The following is a 20,392-nucleotide window of genomic DNA, read 5'->3' as shown; positions in this document are numbered from 1 at the left end:
ATGGAAAACAAATCTCACGCCCTGGCGGCCGGCACCTTTGTGCTGGTGGTCATGGCCCTGTTGGTGGCCCTGGCGGTCTGGCTGACCCGCGATTCCCGTTCGCTGCGGCTGTACGACCTGTCCAGCAAAGACGCGGTGACCGGCCTGCAGCCGCAGGCGGCGGTGCGCTTTAAAGGCGTCAACATTGGCAAGGTCACGGCCATCGGCTTTGACCCGCAAGTGCCCGGCCAGGTGCTGATCCGCATTGCGGTGGACGAGCAGGCACCCATCACCCAGTCCACGTTTGGCACCCTCGGTTATCAGGGCGTCACCGGCCTGGCCTTTGTGCAGCTGGACGACAAAGGCGAGTCCAAGGTCGCCCTGCCCGCGGGCGACGGCTCGCCGGCCCGCATCCCCATGCGGCCCAGCCTGCTGTCCACGCTGTCGGACCGGGGGCTGAGCATTCTGTCGCAACTGGATGAAGCCACGCGGCGCGCCAACCTGCTGCTCAGCGCCGACAACCAGAAAAACCTGATGAGCGCCATTGGCAACCTCGGCCAGGCGGCGGCCAGCATGGAAAAGCTGACCACCCATACCGACCAAGTGCTGCCCCAATTGATGCAAGACGCCAAGACCACCCTCGTCAGCCTGCAAGACACCTCGGTGCGGGTGGGCGAGAGTGCCGATGAGGCGCGCCGATCGGCACGCGCCTTTCGGACCGTCACCGAGCGCATGAACGCCAGTGGCGGCACGCTGGACCAACTGGCCCAGGGCGTCAGCACGCTGGCCGCCACCGGGCAAAACCTGAACACCGCGACCCTGCCGCGTGTCAACCATGCGCTGGAAGATGCCGCCCGCACCGCGCGCCAGCTCAGCCGCGCCGCCGGCACCATCAACGACAACCCCCAGTCCCTGCTCTATGGCAACGGACCCTTGCTACCCGGCCCGGGTGAAGCCGGTTTCACCAACCCAGGCAAACCATGAGAAACGCTATGAATTCAGTAGCTAACTGCGCATACAGAACGGGGGCTAGAGGCCTATTTCTTATAATTTTATTAAGCTTGACCGGTTGCGCCCTGCCCCGCTCCCCGGTTCGCGCCACCGTCTATGACTTTGGCCCCGGCAGCCTGAGCAGCCCGGCCAGCCAACCGGCCCCCCGGGCGCCGTTGGGGCCGCTGGTGATTGGCGAGATTGAAGCCAACCCGGCACTGGACAGCACCGCCATCCTGTACCGGCTGGCCTATGCCGACGCCCAGCAACTCCGGCCCTACGCCCAGGCCCGCTGGAGCATGACGCCGGCCCAACTGCTGCGCCAACGCCTGCGTGCCTACCTGGGCCAGAGCCGCGCCCTGCTCAATCCCGGCGACAGCACCCTCAACATCGCCACCACCCACACGCTGCGTATTGAGCTGGAAGAGTTCAGCCAGCTGTTCGAGGCGCCCAACCAAAGCGTGGGTCTGCTGCGCCTGCGCGCCACGCTGGCCCAGCCCAGCCCCAGCGGCGAAAAATGGGTGGCGCAACACAGCGTCATCGTGAAACGGCCAGCCACCAGCACCGATGCCGCTGGCGGTGTGCGCGCCCTGACCGCGGCTGCCGATGCCGCTGTGCAAGAAATTGAACAGTGGCTGCAGCCACTGGCGCCCTGAGACACCGGCACGGCCGCCGCACGGATCATCTGCTCAAACTATTGATAAAATCTGCCGCCAGCCCCCGTCGCTGCTACGTTATAAGCTATGAATACAGTAGCTTACAATAGCGATTGCAACACCCTAACAATAAGATTGATGCCGACCTGCTCGGTAAAATCGTGCTCGCTCGCTTTCTGGAATTGCCGCTGCGGGCTGTCGACCGTCTCGTGTCCCGGACGGAGTCCGCCACCGGGTTTACCGCCCTGCGCCCCTGGGTGACCGTGGGTCAATTGGACGGCGCGCAGGTGGCGCATGATGCGGCCGACACCCCTCAAACCCAAGCCTCCCCGGTACTGGGGGAGATTCGCGAGGCGAGCCGGGGTCTGATGTTCCTCTACCACCGCGACAGCTACGCGCGGGAATACCGATTCGATGAGGAGGGTGTAAACCACCTGATGTCCGGCCCGGACTTCCCCAGGGAACAGGCGGGTGTATTGCGCAGGTTGCGCCTCATCAATACCCGGAACCGGCTCACCCACGCGCTGATGCAGGCCGTGCTGGCATCGCAAGCGGCGTATCTGCGTTCCGGGCAGGGCTTGGCGCTCTTGCCTCTGACCCAAGCGGAGATTTCCGCCCGGCTGCGGTCGGAGTCGAATCTTTCCGTGGTGGCGGATCCGGGCCGGATCTCCCGGTTGGTGCGCGGATTGTCCATCGCGCTGCCGAACGGTAAAGCGGTGCCGTTGGGTGGACTTTTTCCAAAGCCGCGGCAGGTTCATTGTCATTTTGTGGACCACGTGATCAAAAGGGAAAAAGCATGGATGCTCCAAGGCGTGTTGTGCGAGCCGCTGACGGACGAAGCCATCGCTGCCATCCTCAAGCGCGAACACGGCATTCGCTTGTCGCGGCGCACGGTGGCCAACATCCGGCACGACCTGGCGATTCCCGATTGCCGGAGTCGCAGCCAGCGGATGAATTATCTGGCGGCGACCGAGGGGTTTTCCACATTGGTACCGTTGACCCCGCAAGCACTGCGGACTGCAGTTCCGGCCCAACCGGGAGTGTACGAAATCCGGGCGGCTTTGGGCTCGCCCGTGAGTGAAGCAAAAGAGGGATGGCTTGAGAAAAGCGCGCCTCCGGGGCCGCACAGCGTCGTGTATATAGGCTCGACCGGGGATTTGCGCAAGCGTCTGGGGGATCACCTGCGGGGCAGTAGTGATAATGTGCTACTTTACAAGCACCTCGCAGACGGTGCCGCGCGGGTGCGATTCCGCCTGATCAACGAAGGCTGGCGCTGGGCGGAGCGGGATCTGTATCGGGTATTTTGCGAAACCTTCGGCACGCCGCCGTTGTGCAATCGAATGAGCCCGTAAGAGTTAGAGAGTGGTAATTGGGGCGCACCAGAGTCTGGCGCAAAATGTGAACCAGAATAAATAAAGGTTGGGGTCTATCGTGGAACAAATATTGCGCAAGCAAGCAAGCAAGCAAGCAAGCCTGACCTCCCCCCCGTCGTCTACGGCCCCATAGCGGGAGCCGGACGATGAAGAATCTCTCGGACGAGGCCGTCGCCGCGCTGGCCCGTAAGATCGGGATCGACGCGCAAGAGATCACCCGGCGCAAGGCATTCCTGGAGTTCGACGAAACCGATGTCAGCTTGCTCACGGAGTTGCACGCGCGTCTGCAGGATGTGTCGCAGCACTTCGTAAACGACTTTTACACCCATCTCATCAAGTTCGAGGAAACCCGCCGCTTCATCCCGGATGCACCATCCCTTGAGCGCCTGAAGCGGACTCAGACGGACTACTTCAACAGCCTGACCGCGGGCGACTACGGCCCCGACTACGCTCTCCAGCGCCTGCGCGTAGGCGTCGTCCACCAGCACATCGGGCTCGAACCCAAGTGGTACATCGGCGCCTACAGCAAGTACCTCGTTGGGCTGCTGCCCGAGCTGTGGCGCTTGCTTGGCGACGACCCGGACAAATTTCTCGCCACCTACCACGCGCTGCAGAAGATCGCGTTCCTGGACATGGGGCTTGCCCTCGACACCTATATTCAGGCCGACCGGCGTGCCATCCTCGGGCTCAAGAAATACGCCGATGACATCATTGCGAGCCTGCCCGCCGGGCTGATCGTGGTGAACGGCACCCTCAAGGTGCGCAGTGTCAACCGCTCCTTCCGCGAGATGTTCAGACTTGAAAACGGAGAAGACGTTTTCGGGCGCGAACTCGAAGACCTCCTGCCGCTACCCGATCTGCGCCAACAGGCGCAAGCCGTCCTCGCCAGCGGGATGACCTTGCGCGGCATTGACATCGCGCAGGGCGAAAAATGGCTGCGCCTCACCATCACTGGAATCCGGCTTGCAGAAGAAGAAGAAGAAGAAGAAGAAGAATTGCTGGTAGTCGTGGAGGACATCACCGAGCTTAAAGCCCAGGCGGGTCATATTGAGCAACTCGCCTTTTATGATCACCTGACCGGCCTGCCCAACCGGCGACTGCTGTATGACCGGTTGCAACAGGCGCTGTCAGTGAGCACGCGCGACCATCTCCATGGCGCCGTGCTGATGCTTGATCTGGATAATTTCAAGCGCATCAACGATACCCGTGGGCATGATGTTGGCGACCGCCTGCTGACAGAAGTTGCACGGCGTATCCAGTCCTGCGTTCGCGAGACCGACACGGTCGCCCGTCTGGGGGGTGACGAGTTCATCGTCGTGCTGACTGATTTGAGCGCGGATGAAGCGCAGGCCGCACTGCAGGCGGAGAGAGTCGGTGAAAAAATTAGAGCCGCCATCAACCAGCCTTGCATGCTGGCAAACCAGCTTCACCACGGTTCCACCAGCATGGGGCTGTGCCTGTTTCCGGGTCAAAACGCCACCCTCGATGAGCTGCTCAAACGCGCTGACAGCGCCATGTACCAGGCCAAGAGCAGCGGGCGCAACGCCCTGTGCTTTTACGACCCGCAAATACAGGCCTCACTGGAAACACGCATGGCACTGGAGTCCGAACTGCGTAACGCCCTGCCCAACAATCAGTTCCAGCTGTACTACCAGATACAGGTGGACAACACGCAGGGTGTCCTGGGCGCCGAAGTGTTGCTGCGTTGGCAGCACCCTAAACACGGCCTGGTGTTACCCGACCAGTTTATTCCAATGGCTGAAGAATCAGGGCTCATCCTGCCGATGGGCGAATGGGTATTGCGCACGGCGTGTGAGCAACTCAAGGTCTGGGCGACTGACCCGGCGACAGAAAAATTTGTGCTCGCGGTCAACGTCAGTGCCCGCCAGTTTCGTCAGCCTGATTTCGTCGCCATGGTGTGCCAGATAATGGCGCAAACCGGCATCAACCCGGACAAGCTCAAGCTGGAACTGACCGAGAGCCTGGTACTGCACAACATTGTTGACACCATCGACAAGATGAAGGCCTTGAACCAGCAGGGCGTCCACTTTTCAATGGATGACTTTGGCACCGGTTATTCCTCCTTGTCGCAGCTGACGCGCTTGCCCATTCAGCAACTCAAACTTGACAGGAGTTTTGTCAGCAACATTGACACTAACCACAACGACGCCGTCGTCGTGCAAACCATCATTGGCATGGCCCACAACCTGGGGCTGCGCTTGATTGCCGAAGGCGTGGAAACGCAGGAGCAGCGCGCCTGCCTTGAGCGCTTTGGCTGCACTTCTTACCAGGGCTACCTGTACGGCCGGCCCATGCCCTTGCATGAATTTGAAGCGCTGGCCCTGCAGGTCACCGCCACCGAAGTTAACTAGCATTTTTACGAGAAACATCGCTTGAACAACCTGAAAATCTCCACCCGCCTGGTCATCCTGATCGGCCTTCTGTCTGCACTGCTCGTTGTCATCGGCGCCATCGGCTTGTCGGGCATCAGCAAATCAAACGACGCGCTGAAAACCGTGTACGAAGACCGCACGGTGCCGATGGGACTGATTGCCAAGATCAACGAGTTGAACCTGAAAAACCGACTGCTGATTGCCGGAAGCTTGCTTGATCCAACGCCCGAAGAAATCGCCCAAGACACCACCGGGGTCGATGCCAACATCGCTGCCATTGAGAAAGCCTGGGCCGATTACGTGGCGACCACACTGACCGATGAGGAAGCAACGATCGCCAAGAAATTCGCCTCGGACAACGAACATTTTTTGAGAGAGGGCTTGCGTCCATCTGTGGCTGCCTTGCGTGCCCATAATTTGGAAGAAGCCAAGCGCATCGTTTTTGAAAAAAATCGCCCGCTGTATGTTCCCGTCAGTGCGGGTATTGTTGTCCTGATGCAGCTCCAGCTGGACGTGGCCAAGGCGGAGTTCGATGCGGCCTCGGCCCGTTACAACAACATTCGTTGGCTGGCCATTGGCGCCATCCTCTCCGGCCTGCTGATTGCAGTGCTTTTTGGGGTGGCCCTGATTCGCGGCATCTCGCGCTCGCTCCATCATGCCGTGGACATCGCCCATGCCATCGCCCAAGGCGACCTGAGCCAAACCATCCATGTGGACGGCCAGGATGAAGTGACCCAACTGCTCCAGGCGCTGTCGGCCATGCAGGAGAACCTGGCCAAGGTCGTTTCCGACGTGCGCATCGGCTCGGAGAGCGTGGCCACCGCCAGTTCGCAAATTGCCTCCGGCAACCACGACCTCTCGGCCCGCACCGAACAGCAAGCCAGCGCGCTGGAGCAAACCGCCGCCTCCATGGAAGAGCTCAATTCGACCGTCAAACAAAACGCCGACAGTGCCCGTCAAGCGAACCAACTGGCCCTGAGTGCCAGCACCACCGCCATCCAGGGCGGTGAGGTCGTAACCCAGGTGGTGAACACCATGAAACACATCAATGACAGTTCCAAAAGAATCTCCGACATCATCAGCGTGATTGACGGCATCGCCTTCCAGACCAACATCCTGGCCTTGAATGCCGCTGTGGAAGCCGCCCGGGCCGGTGAGCAGGGCCGCGGCTTTGCCGTGGTGGCCAGCGAGGTGCGCAGTTTGGCCGGGCGGTCTGCCGAAGCCGCCAAGGAGATCAAGGGATTGATCAATGCCAGCGTGGAGCGGGTCGAGCAAGGTTGCGTGCTGGTCGATCAGGCCGGCACCACCATGACGGAAGTCGTTAGCTCCATCAAACGCGTGACCGACCTCATGGGCGAGATCAGTGCCGCCAGCAACGAGCAAAGCCAGGGGGTGTCACAAGTGGGCGAGGCGGTCATGCAAATGGACCAGGTGACGCAGCAAAACGCCGCGCTGGTCGAAGAAATGGCGGCGGCGGCCAGCAGTTTGAAGTCACAGGCGCAAGAACTGGTCGGCACCGTGGCGGTGTTCAAGTTGACGCCCGGCGTTTCACGCGCGCAAGCCCTGTCGACCCCTCGCATCGCCAAGCCTGCGGCCAGCAAACCCAGAGCCCTGCCGCAAGCCTACGCACCCAAAGCCTTGACCCAGAGCCCGGCGAAGGACGCGGGTGAATGGGCCAGTTTCTAAAAACATCACGCAAACACCAACTAAAAAGAGATATCAATGAAAACAAACCTACCGGTGACGCAACGCGAGTACCAGTTTCCAGGCAATGAAACCCTGCTGTCTACGACCGATGTTTCTAGCCACATTACCTACGCCAACGCGGCATTCATTCGTACCAGTGGCTTTTCCACCGAAGAGTTAATTGGGCAGCCCCACCATCTGGTCCGCCACCCCGACATGCCCACGGAAACCTTTGCCGATATGTGGCGCAGCCTGAAAGAGGGTCGGTCCTGGACGGCGCTGATCAAAAACCGCCGCAGGGACGGCGACCACTATTGGGTGCGCGCCAATGCCGCGCCGATGCGGCGCAATGGCCAGGTGGCGGGGTTCATCTCGGTGCGCACCAAGCCCTCGCGCGCTGAAGTAGCAGCCACTGAAAAACTGTATGCGCGTTTCAAGGAGGGGCAAGCGTCAGGGCTTGCCTTCCATCGGGGACTGATTGTGCGTACCGGCCTCATGCGCTGGGCCAGTGCGCTGCAACTGCTGCCCACGGCTTGGCGGGTTCGCCTACCGCTGCTGTTGGCCGGCTCCATGGTGGGCATCGCCCTGTCTTTTTCGGACTTGGGGGGTGCGGCCTTGGCGGCCATCGGGGCGACGGTCGCGGGCAGCCTGCTGCTGGCGGGCTGGTTTATTGAAAAACAGGTGACCTCGCCCCTGGAAAAAATTCTGGTTTTGGCCGAACAGGTGGCCAGCGGCGAGGCCGCCGTGGACTTGCGCCTCAACCGCTGTGATGACATTGGACTGATCGCACGCGCCATCAACCAGGCCGGGCTCAACCTGCATTCGCTGGTGGCCGACGTGTTCGAGCAGGCCTCCGGCGTGCAGGTGGCTAGCATGGAGATTGCCGCTGCCACCAATGACTTGTCGAGCCGGACCGAACAAACCGCATCCAATCTGGAGCAGACAGCGGCCGCTATGGAGCAGCAAACGGCCTCCGTGCGCCAAAACGCCGATACGGCACAGCAGGCCAGCCAACTGGCGCAAGCAGCAACGGAAGTTGCAGCCAAAGGAGGCGATGCAATGACCGATGTGGTGTCCACCATGGCGCTGATTTCGGATTCGAGCCGAAAAATAGCCGACATCATCAGTGTGATTGACGGCATTGCCTTCCAGACCAATATTCTGGCGCTGAACGCCGCGGTCGAGGCCGCCCGCGCAGGGGAGCAGGGTCGCGGTTTCGCGGTAGTGGCCAGCGAGGTGCGCAGTCTGGCCGGCCGCTCTGCGGCGGCCGCCAAGGAAATCAAGGTTCTGATTGATGACTCTGTCGAAAAGGTCGGAAACGGGTCCCGGTTGGTGGCCGATGCCGGCCAGACCATGACCGAAGTCGTGAGTCAGGTCCGACGCGTTAATGATTTACTGGCTGAAATCACCTCGGCATCTAAGGAACAAAATCTTGGCATTTCACAGGTTGGCCACGCTGTGACCCAGCTCGACGAGATGACGCAGCAAAACGCCGCCATGGTGGAGCAAAGCAGTGCGGCCGCCATCAGCATGGGCGATCAGGCCCAACGTCTGGTCGAGGCCGTGAAGGTGTTTTCGGTTTAAGACACTTTCAAGCACATTTTTCTTCCCCCGAGGCGTTACGTTACAGGATGTGACCATTTGGTCAAGTTATCGCTTATGCTGAATAATCGTCAGTTTGGATCCAATTAGCGCAGCGCTACAGTTGAGCATTCGCAAAAACTTGATAGAAAGCGTCCACCGCGGGTGACGCTTTCGCCGCTCTTCGGTGGATTACCCAGAACAACCCGTTCGTAACCATGCACAACAAACACACGCACCCCTTTCAAAGCACGGCAGGCTGGACCTTGCTGGCGCTGGCGATACCACTGCTGTGGTGGGTTTCACACCCATCCCGTCAAATCGTGATCGAGCCGATGCAGTTCGTTTTTTGGCACACGGCCGTGGAAATGTTCGCCGTGGTGGTGGCCCTGCTGGTATTTGTCACCGGCTACCGCGCCATTTTGTCGGCGCGCAAAGGGGCCGTAGTACTGCTGGGGGTGGCTTTTTTGGGCGTGGCGCTGCTCGACTTTCTGCACACCTTGGACTATGCCGGCATGCCGGACGCCATCACCCCCAACTCGTCGCAAAAATCTATTTTCTTCTGGCTCGCTGCCCGCATGCTGGCAGCAACTGCGTTGCTGTTGTACACGCTGCTGCCCACGATCGCAGACGTCACCACGCTGAAAAAACGGCTCTCTCTGGCTGTGATGCTGGCACTGGTCGGCGTGCTGGCGAGTATCGGGCTGCTGTGGCCAGACCGCGTGCCGGCGCTATTTATTAATGGGCAGGGCCTGACGCCACTGAAGATCGGCCTCGAATGGTTGATCATCACCGTCAATTTGGTGACGCTGGCCGTGCTGTGGCGTCGCCGCGAGGAATTGATTCAGGAATGTGTCATGGCCCTTGGCTTTGCCATTGCCTTGTCAGCCGTCTCCGAACTGTTTTTCACGATGTTGGGGGTCGTCGACAAAGATGGCGCCAATGTGCTTGGGCACCTCTACAAGGTGGCTGCCTATCTGTATTTATTTCACGCCACCTTTAACGAGGCCCTGCGCCGTCCTCTGGAGCGCATGGAGGTGCAACATCTGCGCGAGAAAGTAACGCTCAATGCGGCGCCCGATGGCATTTTGTGGGTCGACCACGACGGACGTATTTTGATGGTTAACCCGGCCATGGAGACGCTCACGGGCTACCCGGCGAGCGAGTTGATGGGGCAAAACGTGGATATTTTCTTGCCCGAACATTTGCGGGCTCGCCACGCGCAATCGATGCGCGGTTATTTCATGGACCCGCATTCCCGCGCCATGGGTTCCATGGCTTTGAAGTTACTGCGTCGCGATGGCCAACTGGTGCCTGTGGACATCTCGTTGGGGCACTGGGAAGACGAGGGCGCCAGCCACGCCATTGCCTATGTCCGCGATTTAACCGAGTTCAAAAAGTTTGAAGAATCGCTGCGATACCAAGCCACCCATGATGAACTCACCGGTCTTGCGAATCGCTGGTTGTTTCGGCTGCAACTGAGCCAAGCCTTGGTCCGGGCCGAGCGGTCCGGCCTGCGCGTGGCCGTTTTGATTCTTGATCTGGACTATTTCCAGACCGTCAATGACAGTTTTGGCCATGCCACTGGCGACGCCTTGCTGGTGCAAATTAGCGAGCGCATTCGCGGCGTCTTGCGTGAAAACGACATGCTGGCGCGCATGGGGGGTGATGAATTTGCCATTTTGCTGACCGAACTGGCGGATGTGAATGAAGCGGTGAATGTGGCCACCCAGCTCTTGATGTCGCTGCAGGCCGCGTACCGGCTTCAAGACCAGGATGTCTATTCCGGTGCCAGCCTGGGTCTGGCTTTTTACCCGGATGATGCCAAGGACAATGACAACTTGCTGCGCTACGCGGACATGGCCATGTACCAGGCGAAACAGGCCGGTCGCGGCGGCTATGCCTGCTATTCCCAAGACTTGGACCGGAAAGTGCATGAAAACATGCAGCTGCACACCCGCTTGAAAGAAGCCATGGCGCAAGGGATTTTGCAGTTGCATTACCAGCCGCAAGTTGACGTACAAAGTGGCCTGGTGGTCGGCGCTGAAGCCTTGCTCCGCTGGAACGACCCAGTGCTGGGCCCGGTGTCGCCTGCACGCTTTATTCCGGTGGCCGAGGCCACCGGTCTGATTTTGCCTTTGTCGGACTGGGTGCTGGAGACGGCATGCCTACAGATTGCCGACTGGGCGCAAGCCGGTATGCCCTTGCGGGTGGCCGTCAATGTTTCGGCACAGCAATTTCGCCAGCACGATCTGCCCGAGAAAGTGCGCGCAACCCTGGCCCGCACAGGGGCACAAGCCCAATGGCTGGACATCGAAATCACCGAGTCGGTGGCCATGACCCATCCCGAGCAGGCACGCGAACAACTCAATGCCTTGGTGGCACTGGGCTGCCGTGTCGCATTGGATGACTTTGGCACCGGCTATTCATCGCTTGCCTATCTCAAGGTCTTGCCGGTGAGCAAACTCAAAATTGACAAGAGCTTCATGGACGGCATTCCGCACGACGCCAATGACGTCGCCATTGTCAAGGCGATCATTGCGTTGGCACACAGTCTGGGGATGCAATTGGTGGCCGAAGGCGTTGAAACCGATGCCCAGCGGGGCTTTTTACGCCAGCACGGTTGCGAGGCGTACCAAGGCTGGCTGTATGCCAAAGCGATGGCGGCCAAAGACCTGACCGAACTGATGCGTGCTTCGCCGACGCACAGTTAGTCCAGCGAATGCAAGCCACCCCACCACGAACCACTCAATGAACATACACCGCTTGGCAGACGCCGGATGGCAACGACTGTCCACCCTGATGTCGGGAGAACTCAAACCGGCCGAACTGGTCTGGCTGGCATCGCCCCATCAGCATATGAGCTTGCTGACGCGCCGGCGTGCGACCATGATCGTCAACCGGGTGCGCCTGGTCGCCTTCCTGTTCGCGGTGCTGACGCCGCTTTGGAGCTTGGTCGATCTGGTCGTCTTCCCTTTTCCGCTGTGGCTCAACCTGGCCCTGATGCGCTTACTGGCCTGTGCGGCCTTCACCAGCCTGTTGCTGCATTACCGGCCCAGCGGCAACCTGTTCGATGCCTATCGCGCCATGGCACTGCTGTTTGCCATCCCGACCGTTTTTTATGTCGCCTCCTACACGCTGCTCAGCCACTACCAATTGACCGGTGTCTCGGCCGCCATCGGCGCTGGTTATGCTTTTTTGCCGTTCGTGCTGCTGGCCGGGCTGGCCGTTTTTCCGCTCACCTTGCTGGAAAACCTGGTGATCGCCAGCCCGATCCTGATCGCACAAGGCATCGCCGGCTCCATGCGTTGGTCCACATTGGACTGGCCATCGTTCGCTGGCGCTTTCTGGCTGCTGGTGCTGATCACCAGCGTCTCGACGCTGGCCAGCATGAGCCAGCTGGCATTCATGATCGCGCTGGTGCGCCAGGCCATCCGCGACCCGTTGACGGGGATCTTTTCGCGTTCCACCGGCGAGGAAGTGCTGGAACTTCAGTTCACCATCGCCAGCCGCAGCGATGCCACGCTGGCGATCGCTTTTCTCGATCTCGACCACTTTAAAGGCATCAACGACAAGTTCGGCCACGAAGCCGGCGACAGGGCGCTGCTCGACATGACGGCCATCGTCCACAGCAATCAACGGCGTGGCGATCTGCTGGCACGCTGGGGCGGCGAAGAATTTTTGCTGATCATGCCCAACACCGATATGGCGCAGGCACAGGCTGCGCTCTTGCGCATGCGCAGCACAGGTTTTGGCACCCGCCCTGACAACACGCCGCTGACCGCCAGCATCGGGATTGCCGAACGCAGCGCCGATCGGATCACCGACTGGAAAATGCTGGTGGATCTCGCCGACCAGCGCATGTACCAAGCCAAACAGAATGGCCGGAATCAAATCGTTAGCGGCCCGAAAACCAGCTGACCCCCCCCGCAGGCTGGCCATGGCTCGCGGGAAGAAATACACTGCATTTTTTCCCGCGAGGCGAAGCGCAGCATGAACCACAACATCAGTCTCATTGGCGCCCCCACCGACATTGGCGCGGGCAGTCGCGGCGCCAGCATGGGGCCGGAAGCCCTGCGTGTGGCCGATATCGTGCCGGTGCTGCAAAACCGGGGCTTGCAGGTGCTCGACCGGGGCAACCTGAGCGGTCCCGTCAACCCGTGGCTGCCGCCGGTGAATGGCTATCGCCACCTCGACGAAGTGGTGGCCTGGAACACCGTCGTGCATGACGCGGTATATGCCGAACTCGGTCAGGGCCGCCTGCCTATCCTGCTGGGCGGTGACCACTGCCTGGCCATCGGCTCCATCAGCGCCGTGGCCCGCCATTGCCGCGAGACCGGCAAAAAACTGCGCGTGCTGTGGCTGGATGCCCATGCCGACTTCAACACCCACACGCTCACTCCCAGCGGCAACCTGCACGGCATGCCACTGGCTTGTCTGTGTGGCCATGGCCCCCAGGCCTTGATCGAACTGGGCGGCCAAACGCCCGCCATCAACCCCAAATGGGTACGCCAGATTGGCATTCGCAGTGTCGATGACGGTGAAAAACGCCTGGTGCATGAAGCCGGACTGGAGGTGTTTGACATGCGCTACATCGATGAGATGGGCATGCGCGCCGCGGTTGAAATGGCCCTCGCCCTGGTGGACGGCAACACGCACCTGCATGTGAGCTTTGATGTGGATTTTCTGGACCCGGACATTGCCCCCGGCGTCGGTACCACGGTGCGCGGTGGCCCCACTTACCGTGAAGCGCAGCTGTGCATGGAAATGATTGCCGACACCGGGCAACTCGCCTCACTCGACGTGATGGAACTCAACCCGGCCTTTGATGTCCGCAACCGCACGGCTGAACTGGCCGTCGATTTGATCGGGTCGCTCTTTGGCAAGAGCACCCTGATGCGCAAGTATTAGCTGGCCAGCGAGATGCCTGATTTCTCCATGCTGCTGGACCTGGCGCCCGACATGGAACCAAACTGGATCTCGCCCGTGAGCTGTCCGCCCTCTTCGATCACCAGCTTGCCGTAATGCACTTTGCCAGTGACTTTACCCGTGGCATAGATCGTCAATTTTTCGCGCACAGTCAGGTTGCCATCGAACTGGCCGTGAATCTCGGCAATATCGATTTCTGCCGAGCCTTTAAAGGCGCCGCGCTCAGAAATCTGGATCACCCGTGAATCCATGGTCGCCTCCACCATGCCTTCAACCAGCAGCGTGTCGCAATCGGTGATTTCCACCCCTTTGAGCTTGATGTTGGGTCCCACTGTCAGCTTGCTGCCGCCTTCCACCACGGGCGCACTGGCCTTGGCCACGCTGGCCACCGGAGTGGCGGCGACCGCAGGGGCACTGGGCGCAACCGATGCACCGTAGGTACTGGCGCTTGGCGTGGGCACGACATGGCGTGGAGGTGTGGTTTCAGGGACGCGTTTGTTGAAAAAGTTGGGTGAAATGGCCATATTGATTCCTTCAAAAGCTCATGGTACGAGCCACGCTTTTGCAAGTCTCCACTGGTTTTGCAAAATCCGTAACGAAATGATTCATTGGCGACGGCCCTGCCCACACCGCAAAAATTGCGTTGGCGGGCTCAGAACCGGCCTCCAGCGACTGCGCCGGCATTGTGGTTTTCCACAATAGCGGAGTTGATATTTCGCCTCTACAGTCCCCCCTCAAGCGGACAAACGTTCCGCAGGGAATTACTTACGTCACAACTAGGAGACATCGAATGAAAATTTCACAATTGTTACTGGCCATGCTGGTCAGCTGCGCGGCCTTGAGCGCCAGTGCCCAGACCATCATCAAATTCAGCCATGTGGTGGCGGCCGACACACCCAAAGGCAAGGCTTCCGAATTTTTTGCCAAGAAGGCCGCCGAGCTGACCAAGGGCAAAGTCAAGGTCGAGGTCTATGCCAACAGCGCCTTGTACAAGGACAAAGAAGAAATCGAAGCGCTGCAAATCGGCGCCGTGCAGATGCTGGCCCCCTCATTGGCCAAGTTTGGCCCCTTGGGTGTGAAAGAGTTCGAAGCGTTTGACCTGCCCTTCATTTTTGACAACACGGCTGATTTGCACAAGATCACCCAAGGTGCGGTCGGCGCCAGCCTGCTGGCCAAGCTGGAGCCCAAGGGCATCAAGGGCCTGGCTTACTGGGACAACGGCTTCAAGTCTTTCTCGGCCAACACCCCGCTCAAGAACGTCGCTGACTTCAAGGGCAAAAAGTTCCGCATCCAGTCCTCCAAAGTGCTGGAAGAAGAGATTCGCTCCGTGGGCGGGATTGCCCAGGTGATGGCGTTCTCCGAGGTCTATCAGGCGCTGCAAACCGGCGTGGTGGACGGCACCGAGAACCCGATCTCCAACTTTTACACCCAGAAGATGCACGAAGTGCAAAAGCACCTCTCGCTCACCAACCATGGCTACCTCGGCTACGCGGTCATCGTGAACAAGAAGTTCTGGGATGGTCTGCCGGCTGACGTGCGCGGCCAGTTGGAACAGGCCATGAAGGAAGCCACCGTCTATGCCAACAAAATTGCCCAGGAAGAAAACGACAACGCCTTGGCTGGCGTGAAGAAGAGCGGCAAGACGATTGTTTACCAGCCCACGCCGGAAGAGCGCCTGGCGCTGAAAAAGGCCATGGTTTCGGTGCATACCAAGATGGCCGATCGCGTCGGCAAGGAAACCCTGCAAACGATCTACAAGGAAACCGGGTTCGATCCAGCCAAGCTCTAAGCGGATCTGATGCACCCCCGCTACTTTGATGACGCACTGTTGGAGTTCAACTCATGAAATTTCTTGATCACCTGGAAGAGTGGATTGTCACCTTCCTCATGGGCGCTGCGACGCTGATCATCTTTGTGGCGGTGGTTCACCGCTATGCGGCCGGGCTGGCGATACCCGGCCTGCAGGACTGGCTGTTGTCGCTCTCCTTAAGTTGGGCGCAGGAGCTCACCATCATCATGTTTGTCTGGATGGCCAAGTTTGGCGCCGCCTATGGCGTGCGCACCGGCATCCACGTCGGGGTCGATGTGCTGATCAACCGGCTGAACGACAAGATGAAAAGCAAATTCATCGTCTTTGGCCTGTGTGCCGGCGCCCTCTTTACCGGCATCGTCGCCACGCTGGGTGCCCGCTTTGTCTGGGAGAACGGCGCGCACTATGCGTTTCTCCATTTTCTGGGCATGCCACTGGACGGCATCCCTGAGGGGCCGACCACGCCGGACCTGGAATGGCCGACCTGGATGGTCTACAGCGCGATTCCGCTGGGCACCAGCCTGATGTGTTTTCGCTTTCTGCAGGTGATGGTGAACTTTCTCAAGACCGGCGAACTGCCCCACCACGACCACGGTCATGTGGAAGGTCTGGACGAAGAAACACCGCCCATTGACCACAACCCCTTTGCCATGAATGACAACCTGCACCCCAGTACCGCACGGAACCGGGATGGGAGCGCCAAATGAACGCCGCCATCATCTTCATCCTGCTGCTGACGCTCATGCTCACGGGCATGCCGATCTCGATCTCGCTCGGCCTCACCGTGCTGACCTTCCTGTTTGGCTTTACCGAGGTGCCGCTGGAGTCGGTGGCGCTCAAGCTGTTCACCGGCATCGAGAAGTTCGAAATCATGGCGATTCCGTTCTTCATCCTGGCCGGCAATTTCCTGACCCACGGTGGTGTGGCACGGCGCATGATCAACTTTGCCTCCAGCATGGTTGGCCATTGGTACGGTGGTCTGGGCTTGGCCGGTGTTTTGGGTTGCGCCCTGTTTGCCGCCGTGTCGGGCTCTAGCCCGGCGACCGTGGTGGCGATTGGCTCGATCTTGCTGCCGGCCATGACCAAGGCCGGCTTTCCGAAAAGCTTCGGTGCGGGTGTCATCACCACCTCGGGCGCCCTGGGCATCCTGATTCCGCCCAGCATCGTGATGGTGATGTACTCGGTGGCGACCAATACGTCGGTCGGCGCCTTGTTCATGGCCGGCGTGGTGCCGGGCATCGCGCTGGCCGGTGTGCTGGGCGGTGTCACCTGGTACCGCGCCAAGAAGTTTGGCTATCCGCGCCTGCCGAAAGCGACTTGGGCCGAACGCCTGACGGCCTTTCGCGCTTCCGCCTGGGGCCTGTTGCTGATCGTGATCGTGATGGGCGGCATTTACAGCGGCCTGTTCACCCCGACGGAAGCGGCAGCAATGAGTGCGGTGTATGCCTTCTTTGTGGCGGTGTTTGTCTACAAGGACATGAAGCTCAAAGACGTGCCGAAAGTGCTGCTCAACTCGGCCAACATGTCGGCCATGCTGCTGTACATCATCACCAACGCGGTGCTGTTCTCCTTCATCATGACCAACGAGAACATTCCGCAGGCGCTGGCCGACTGGATGCTGGGCCATGGGCTGGGCATGATCAGCTTCCTGCTGGCGGTCAACGTCATCTTGCTGCTGGCCGGCAACTTCATGGAGCCCTCAAGCATTGTGCTGATCTTCGCGCCCATCCTGTTCCCGGTGGCGATGAAGCTGGGCATTGACCCGGTGCACTTCGGCATCATCATGGTGGTGAACATGGAAGTGGGCATGTGCCATCCGCCGGTGGGGCTGAACCTGTACGTGGCGTCGGGCATCACCAAGATGGGCATCACCGAGTTGACCGTGGCGGTGTGGCCGTGGTTGCTGTCGATGCTGTGCTTCCTGGGCCTGGTGACTTACTGGCCCGCCATGTCCACCTGGTTCCCCAAGTTGCTGGGCATGATGTAGCGCAGTCTGTTTGACGGGCTGCTTGGGGGCACGACTGCGCAGGTGGTCGTGCCCCCAACTGTTTGTTGCCGGGACGAAATCAGACTCGCTATCGATTACATAGCTACTTTCGCAATAAGGACGGGGGCTAGAGGCTGATTTAGCTCATAACCGAGACGTTTGATGCAGGTCAGGAAAATGGACTGACCCGCCGTCCATAATCAGCCTCCATGCAAACCCTGCGCCACGCTCACCTCCTTGCCCGTCTGGTGCTGGTGTGGTTTGTGCTGTCGCTGGGGGCGGCGGTGGCAGCGCCACTGGTGCAGCCGCAGTCCATGCAACTGGTGTGCTCGGCCAGCGGCACCATGAAACTGGTGACCAGCAGCGCCGACGGCTCTGAAGCGCCCACCTTGCACCTGATGGATTGTTCGCTGTGCGTGGCAGTGGCGCCGCCGCCCGCACCGCAGGTGGTGTTGGTTGAGCCTCACCAGCCACTCGCTTTTGCACTGGGCCGCCTGCCGGCCGCACGCCTCGCTGCCAAAACGGGCGCACCGCTGCCGCCACGCGGCCCGCCTTCATCGATCTAATTCCCCACTGACCCTGGCGCCACCTCTTCGCTGAGCCGCTGCCAGGCTGGTTTCTGGCCGTCCACATGACGGCCAGCGCAGAGACGCCGTGAATTGGCGGCGTTGTCTGCCTCAGTCCGGTTGACTTGTGGTCAATCGGCACCGCCTGCCTGGCGAAAAAACCCAACAACCCAAGTGATCTCCATGTCTCATCTGAAAATCCGCGCCCTGCCCTGGTCGCTGGCGCTGGCGTTGCCCGCCCTCTCCCTGCTCTGCAGCCAGTCGATCGCGGCCGATGCGCCCGTCGCCACGCTGCCCCTCGTTACCGTCAGCGAGTCCAAAGTCGACACCCAACCGGTGGGCGCCACCTTGATCGACAAAGACAGCCTGCCACACAAGCTCTCAGCCACCAGTGACACCGCAGGTCTTCTAGGCGATGTGCCCGGCGTTCAACTGTATGGCGCCGGCGGCGTCTCCAGCCTGCCGGTCATTCACGGTTTGGCCGATGACCGGCTGCGCATCAAGGTCGATGGCATGGACCTGATCTCGGCCTGCGCCAACCACATGAACCCGCCGCTGTCCTACATCGACCCCAGCAACGTCGGCAGCATCCAGGTGTACTCCGGCATCACGCCGGTAAGCGTAGGCGGTGACAGCCTTGGCGGCGCCATCGTGGTCAATTCGGCGGCGCCCGAGTTTGCCAAGCCCGGCGAAGGCACTTTACTCAAAGGTCAGGCTGGTGCTTTTTACCGCAGCAATGGCAACGGCAAAGGCGGCAATGTGTCGGCCACGGTGGCAAGCGACAAGGTGAGTTTGACTTACAGCGGCTCGACGGCGGAGTCGGGCAACTACGAGGCGGCCCAGGATTTCAAAGCGACCATGAAGCCCAGTCAGCTGGCCACCACCGTCAAGAAACCAGGGGCCAGCGAAGTGGGTTCTTCGCTTTACAAGACTGAAAACCAGTCGCTCGGTTTGGCCCTGCGCCATGAGGACCATCTGCTGGAACTGAAGCTTGGCTTTCAGGACATTCCCTACCAGGGGTTTCCGAATCAGCGCATGGACATGACCCGTAACCAGAGCGAGCAAGTCAACCTGCGCTACACCGGTCAGTACCTGTGGGGCACTCTGGAGGCGCGTGTTTATAACGAAAACACGCGGCACAAGATGAACTTTCTGGATAACAAACTGCAAACCGGCAACCCGGCGGGGATGCCGATGGACACGGAAGGTAAAAACACCGGCGCACTGGTGAAAGCGGATATTGTTGTGTCTGAGCGCGACACGCTCAAGCTGGGCAGCGAGGTGCAGCACTATCGCTTGAATGACTGGTGGGACGCGATTGGGCCGTATGTCCCCGGCGGCATGATGCTGGGCATGAAAGGCCCCGGCCCCTTCAGGAACATCAATGACGGCCAGCGCGACCGTTTTGACATTTTTGGCGAATGGGAAGCGCGCTGGAACCCGCAATGGCTCTCGCAACTTGGGGTGCGCAGCAGCACCGTGACCATGAACACCGGCGTGGTGAATGGCTACAACACCAGCAACTATCCCGTTGCAACGTATGCTGCTTTTAATGCGGCTGATCGCAGCAAAACCGACAACAACCTGGATCTGTCGGCGCTGGCCCGCTACACGCCGGATGCCGAAAAAACATTCGAGGCCGGTTTTGCACGCAAGACCCGTTCGCCCAACCTGTACGAGCGCTACGTCTGGTCCACCAACAACACCATGGTCATGAACATGATCAACTGGGTGGGCGATGGCAATGGCTATGTCGGCAATCTCAACCTGAAGCCCGAAGTTGCCAACACGCTCAGCGCCACCGCCGACTGGCATGATGCCGGGCGCCAGCAATGGGGCCTGCAAGTGACGCCGTACTACACCTACATCCAGGACTACATCGATGCCGTGGCCTGTGCGGCGGTGGGCAAGACCTGCCCGCCTCGAACCGATGGCTTTGTCAACCTCAGCTTCGCCAACCAGAATGCTCGCCTCTACGGCCTGGATATTTCGGGTCACACGCTTCTGGCCCAAACCGAGGATTACGGCAGCTTCATGGCAACCGGTCTGCTGAGTTACGTCAAAGGAAAAAACACCGCCACCGACAGCGGGCTCTACAACATCATGCCGCTGAACGCCAAACTGGCGGTCACACAGCGGGCCGGTCGCTGGAGCAACACCGTTGAAGCCCACCTGGTGGCGGCCAAGACCGATGTCTCGCAAATCCGTAATGAGATCAAGACGGCAGGTTATGGCTTGCTGAATCTGCGCAGCAGCTACGAATGGAACAAGGTGCGCCTGGATATCGGCATTGAAAATGCGCTGGACAAGTTCTACGCGTCGCCACTGGGCGGCACCTATGTTGGCGAAGGCAACGGCATGGGAACGGGCGCTGTCTCTGGCATCGCGGTCCCCGGCATGGGTCGGTCGATCTACGTCGGCGTCACCGTCAAGTTCTGAGTC

General features: G+C 60.1%; 15 protein-coding genes. 14 read left to right on the top strand and 1 reads right to left on the bottom strand.

The window, feature by feature from the left end:
- The 9 genes from HHJ17_RS14440 to rocF all read left to right on the top strand — a co-directional run bounded on the left by HHJ17_RS14440 (position 1) and on the right by rocF (position 13,569).
- Positions 1 to 963, top strand: coding sequence for an MlaD family protein (locus HHJ17_RS14440; RefSeq protein WP_296506249.1), 963 nt, complete (start codon positions 1 to 3; stop codon positions 961 to 963).
- Between the two features lie 77 nt (positions 964 to 1,040).
- Positions 1,041 to 1,625 carry an ABC-type transport auxiliary lipoprotein family protein gene (locus HHJ17_RS14435; protein ID WP_366557546.1) on the top strand — a complete coding sequence of 195 codons (585 nt, stop codon included), beginning with the start codon at positions 1,041 to 1,043 and terminating at the stop codon, positions 1,623 to 1,625.
- A 113-nt stretch (positions 1,626 to 1,738) separates the two neighbouring features.
- Positions 1,739 to 2,977 (top strand): hypothetical protein, encoded by a 1,239-nt coding sequence (locus HHJ17_RS14430; RefSeq protein WP_296506247.1) that lies wholly within the window; start codon positions 1,739 to 1,741, stop codon positions 2,975 to 2,977.
- 167 nt (positions 2,978 to 3,144) lie between these two features.
- Positions 3,145 to 5,370 carry an EAL domain-containing protein gene (locus tag HHJ17_RS14425; RefSeq protein ID WP_296506246.1) on the top strand — a complete coding sequence of 742 codons (2,226 nt, stop codon included), beginning with the start codon at positions 3,145 to 3,147 and terminating at the stop codon, positions 5,368 to 5,370.
- A 21-nt stretch (positions 5,371 to 5,391) separates the two neighbouring features.
- The gene (locus tag HHJ17_RS14420) at positions 5,392 to 7,077 is read left to right on the top strand and encodes a methyl-accepting chemotaxis protein (RefSeq protein WP_296506245.1); all 1,686 of its coding nucleotides are present in this window, start codon (positions 5,392 to 5,394) and stop codon (positions 7,075 to 7,077) included.
- A gap of 36 nt (positions 7,078 to 7,113) precedes the next feature.
- The gene (locus HHJ17_RS14415) at positions 7,114 to 8,661 is read left to right on the top strand and encodes a PAS domain-containing methyl-accepting chemotaxis protein (RefSeq protein WP_296506244.1); all 1,548 of its coding nucleotides are present in this window, start codon (positions 7,114 to 7,116) and stop codon (positions 8,659 to 8,661) included.
- A 215-nt stretch (positions 8,662 to 8,876) separates the two neighbouring features.
- Positions 8,877 to 11,372: an EAL domain-containing protein gene (locus HHJ17_RS14410; protein ID WP_296496859.1), complete on the top strand. Its 2,496-nt coding sequence runs from the start codon at positions 8,877 to 8,879 to the stop codon at positions 11,370 to 11,372.
- Between the two features lie 37 nt (positions 11,373 to 11,409).
- Positions 11,410 to 12,579 carry a GGDEF domain-containing protein gene (locus HHJ17_RS14405; protein ID WP_296496858.1) on the top strand — a complete coding sequence of 390 codons (1,170 nt, stop codon included), beginning with the start codon at positions 11,410 to 11,412 and terminating at the stop codon, positions 12,577 to 12,579.
- A gap of 72 nt (positions 12,580 to 12,651) precedes the next feature.
- On the top strand, positions 12,652 to 13,569 hold the full coding sequence (gene rocF, locus HHJ17_RS14400; RefSeq protein ID WP_296506243.1) for an arginase: 918 nt from the start codon (positions 12,652 to 12,654) through the stop codon (positions 13,567 to 13,569).
- Here rocF and HHJ17_RS14395 read toward each other — a convergent pair.
- Entirely contained in the window at positions 13,566 to 14,111 is a 546-nt protein-coding gene (locus HHJ17_RS14395) for a polymer-forming cytoskeletal protein (protein ID WP_296506242.1), read from the bottom strand. The genes rocF and HHJ17_RS14395 overlap by 4 nt on opposite strands.
- Positions 14,112 to 14,377: 266 nt before the next feature.
- Here HHJ17_RS14395 and HHJ17_RS14390 point away from each other — a divergent pair, with 266 nt between their 5' ends.
- The 5 genes from HHJ17_RS14390 (at position 14,378) to HHJ17_RS14370 (ending at position 20,389) form a co-directional block, all read left to right on the top strand.
- The gene (locus HHJ17_RS14390) at positions 14,378 to 15,376 is read left to right on the top strand and encodes a TRAP transporter substrate-binding protein (protein ID WP_296506241.1); all 999 of its coding nucleotides are present in this window, start codon (positions 14,378 to 14,380) and stop codon (positions 15,374 to 15,376) included.
- Between the two features lie 53 nt (positions 15,377 to 15,429).
- A complete protein-coding gene (locus HHJ17_RS14385; protein WP_296506239.1) occupies positions 15,430 to 16,104 on the top strand; it encodes a TRAP transporter small permease in 675 nt (224 codons plus the stop codon).
- A complete protein-coding gene (locus HHJ17_RS14380; RefSeq protein ID WP_296506237.1) occupies positions 16,101 to 17,384 on the top strand; it encodes a TRAP transporter large permease in 1,284 nt (427 codons plus the stop codon). Before HHJ17_RS14385 ends, HHJ17_RS14380 begins: the two co-directional genes overlap by 4 nt.
- 209 nt (positions 17,385 to 17,593) lie before the next feature.
- A complete protein-coding gene (locus HHJ17_RS14375; RefSeq protein WP_296506235.1) occupies positions 17,594 to 17,950 on the top strand; it encodes a DUF2946 family protein in 357 nt (118 codons plus the stop codon).
- A gap of 183 nt (positions 17,951 to 18,133) precedes the next feature.
- Positions 18,134 to 20,389 (top strand): TonB-dependent receptor, encoded by a 2,256-nt coding sequence (locus tag HHJ17_RS14370; protein ID WP_296496850.1) that lies wholly within the window; start codon positions 18,134 to 18,136, stop codon positions 20,387 to 20,389.
- Positions 20,390 to 20,392: the final 3 nt, after the last annotated feature.

Source organism: Rhodoferax sp. (assembly GCF_012927445.1).
Taxonomy (GTDB): domain Bacteria; phylum Pseudomonadota; class Gammaproteobacteria; order Burkholderiales; family Burkholderiaceae_C; genus Rhodoferax.
The sequence above is the reverse complement of the archived record's forward strand: the minus strand, read 5'-3'. Positions and strand labels throughout refer to the sequence as shown.

Excerpts from the sequence above, each read along its gene's own strand:
- HHJ17_RS14440 (WP_296506249.1), top strand. The coding sequence starts at position 1 with ATGGAAAACAAATCTCACGCCCTGGCGGCCGGCACCTTTGTGCTGGTG.
- HHJ17_RS14425 (WP_296506246.1), top strand. The coding sequence starts at position 3,145 with ATGAAGAATCTCTCGGACGAGGCCGTCGCCGCGCTGGCCCGTAAGATC.
- HHJ17_RS14415 (WP_296506244.1), top strand. The coding sequence starts at position 7,114 with ATGAAAACAAACCTACCGGTGACGCAACGCGAGTACCAGTTTCCAGGC.
- HHJ17_RS14410 (WP_296496859.1), top strand. The coding sequence starts at position 8,877 with ATGCACAACAAACACACGCACCCCTTTCAAAGCACGGCAGGCTGGACC.
- HHJ17_RS14405 (WP_296496858.1), top strand. The coding sequence starts at position 11,410 with ATGAACATACACCGCTTGGCAGACGCCGGATGGCAACGACTGTCCACC.
- rocF (WP_296506243.1), top strand. The coding sequence starts at position 12,652 with ATGAACCACAACATCAGTCTCATTGGCGCCCCCACCGACATTGGCGCG.
- HHJ17_RS14395 (WP_296506242.1), bottom strand. The coding sequence starts at position 14,111 with ATGGCCATTTCACCCAACTTTTTCAACAAACGCGTCCCTGAAACCACA.
- HHJ17_RS14390 (WP_296506241.1), top strand. The coding sequence starts at position 14,378 with ATGAAAATTTCACAATTGTTACTGGCCATGCTGGTCAGCTGCGCGGCC.
- HHJ17_RS14385 (WP_296506239.1), top strand. The coding sequence starts at position 15,430 with ATGAAATTTCTTGATCACCTGGAAGAGTGGATTGTCACCTTCCTCATG.
- HHJ17_RS14380 (WP_296506237.1), top strand. The coding sequence starts at position 16,101 with ATGAACGCCGCCATCATCTTCATCCTGCTGCTGACGCTCATGCTCACG.
- HHJ17_RS14375 (WP_296506235.1), top strand. The coding sequence starts at position 17,594 with ATGCAAACCCTGCGCCACGCTCACCTCCTTGCCCGTCTGGTGCTGGTG.
- HHJ17_RS14370 (WP_296496850.1), top strand. The coding sequence starts at position 18,134 with ATGTCTCATCTGAAAATCCGCGCCCTGCCCTGGTCGCTGGCGCTGGCG.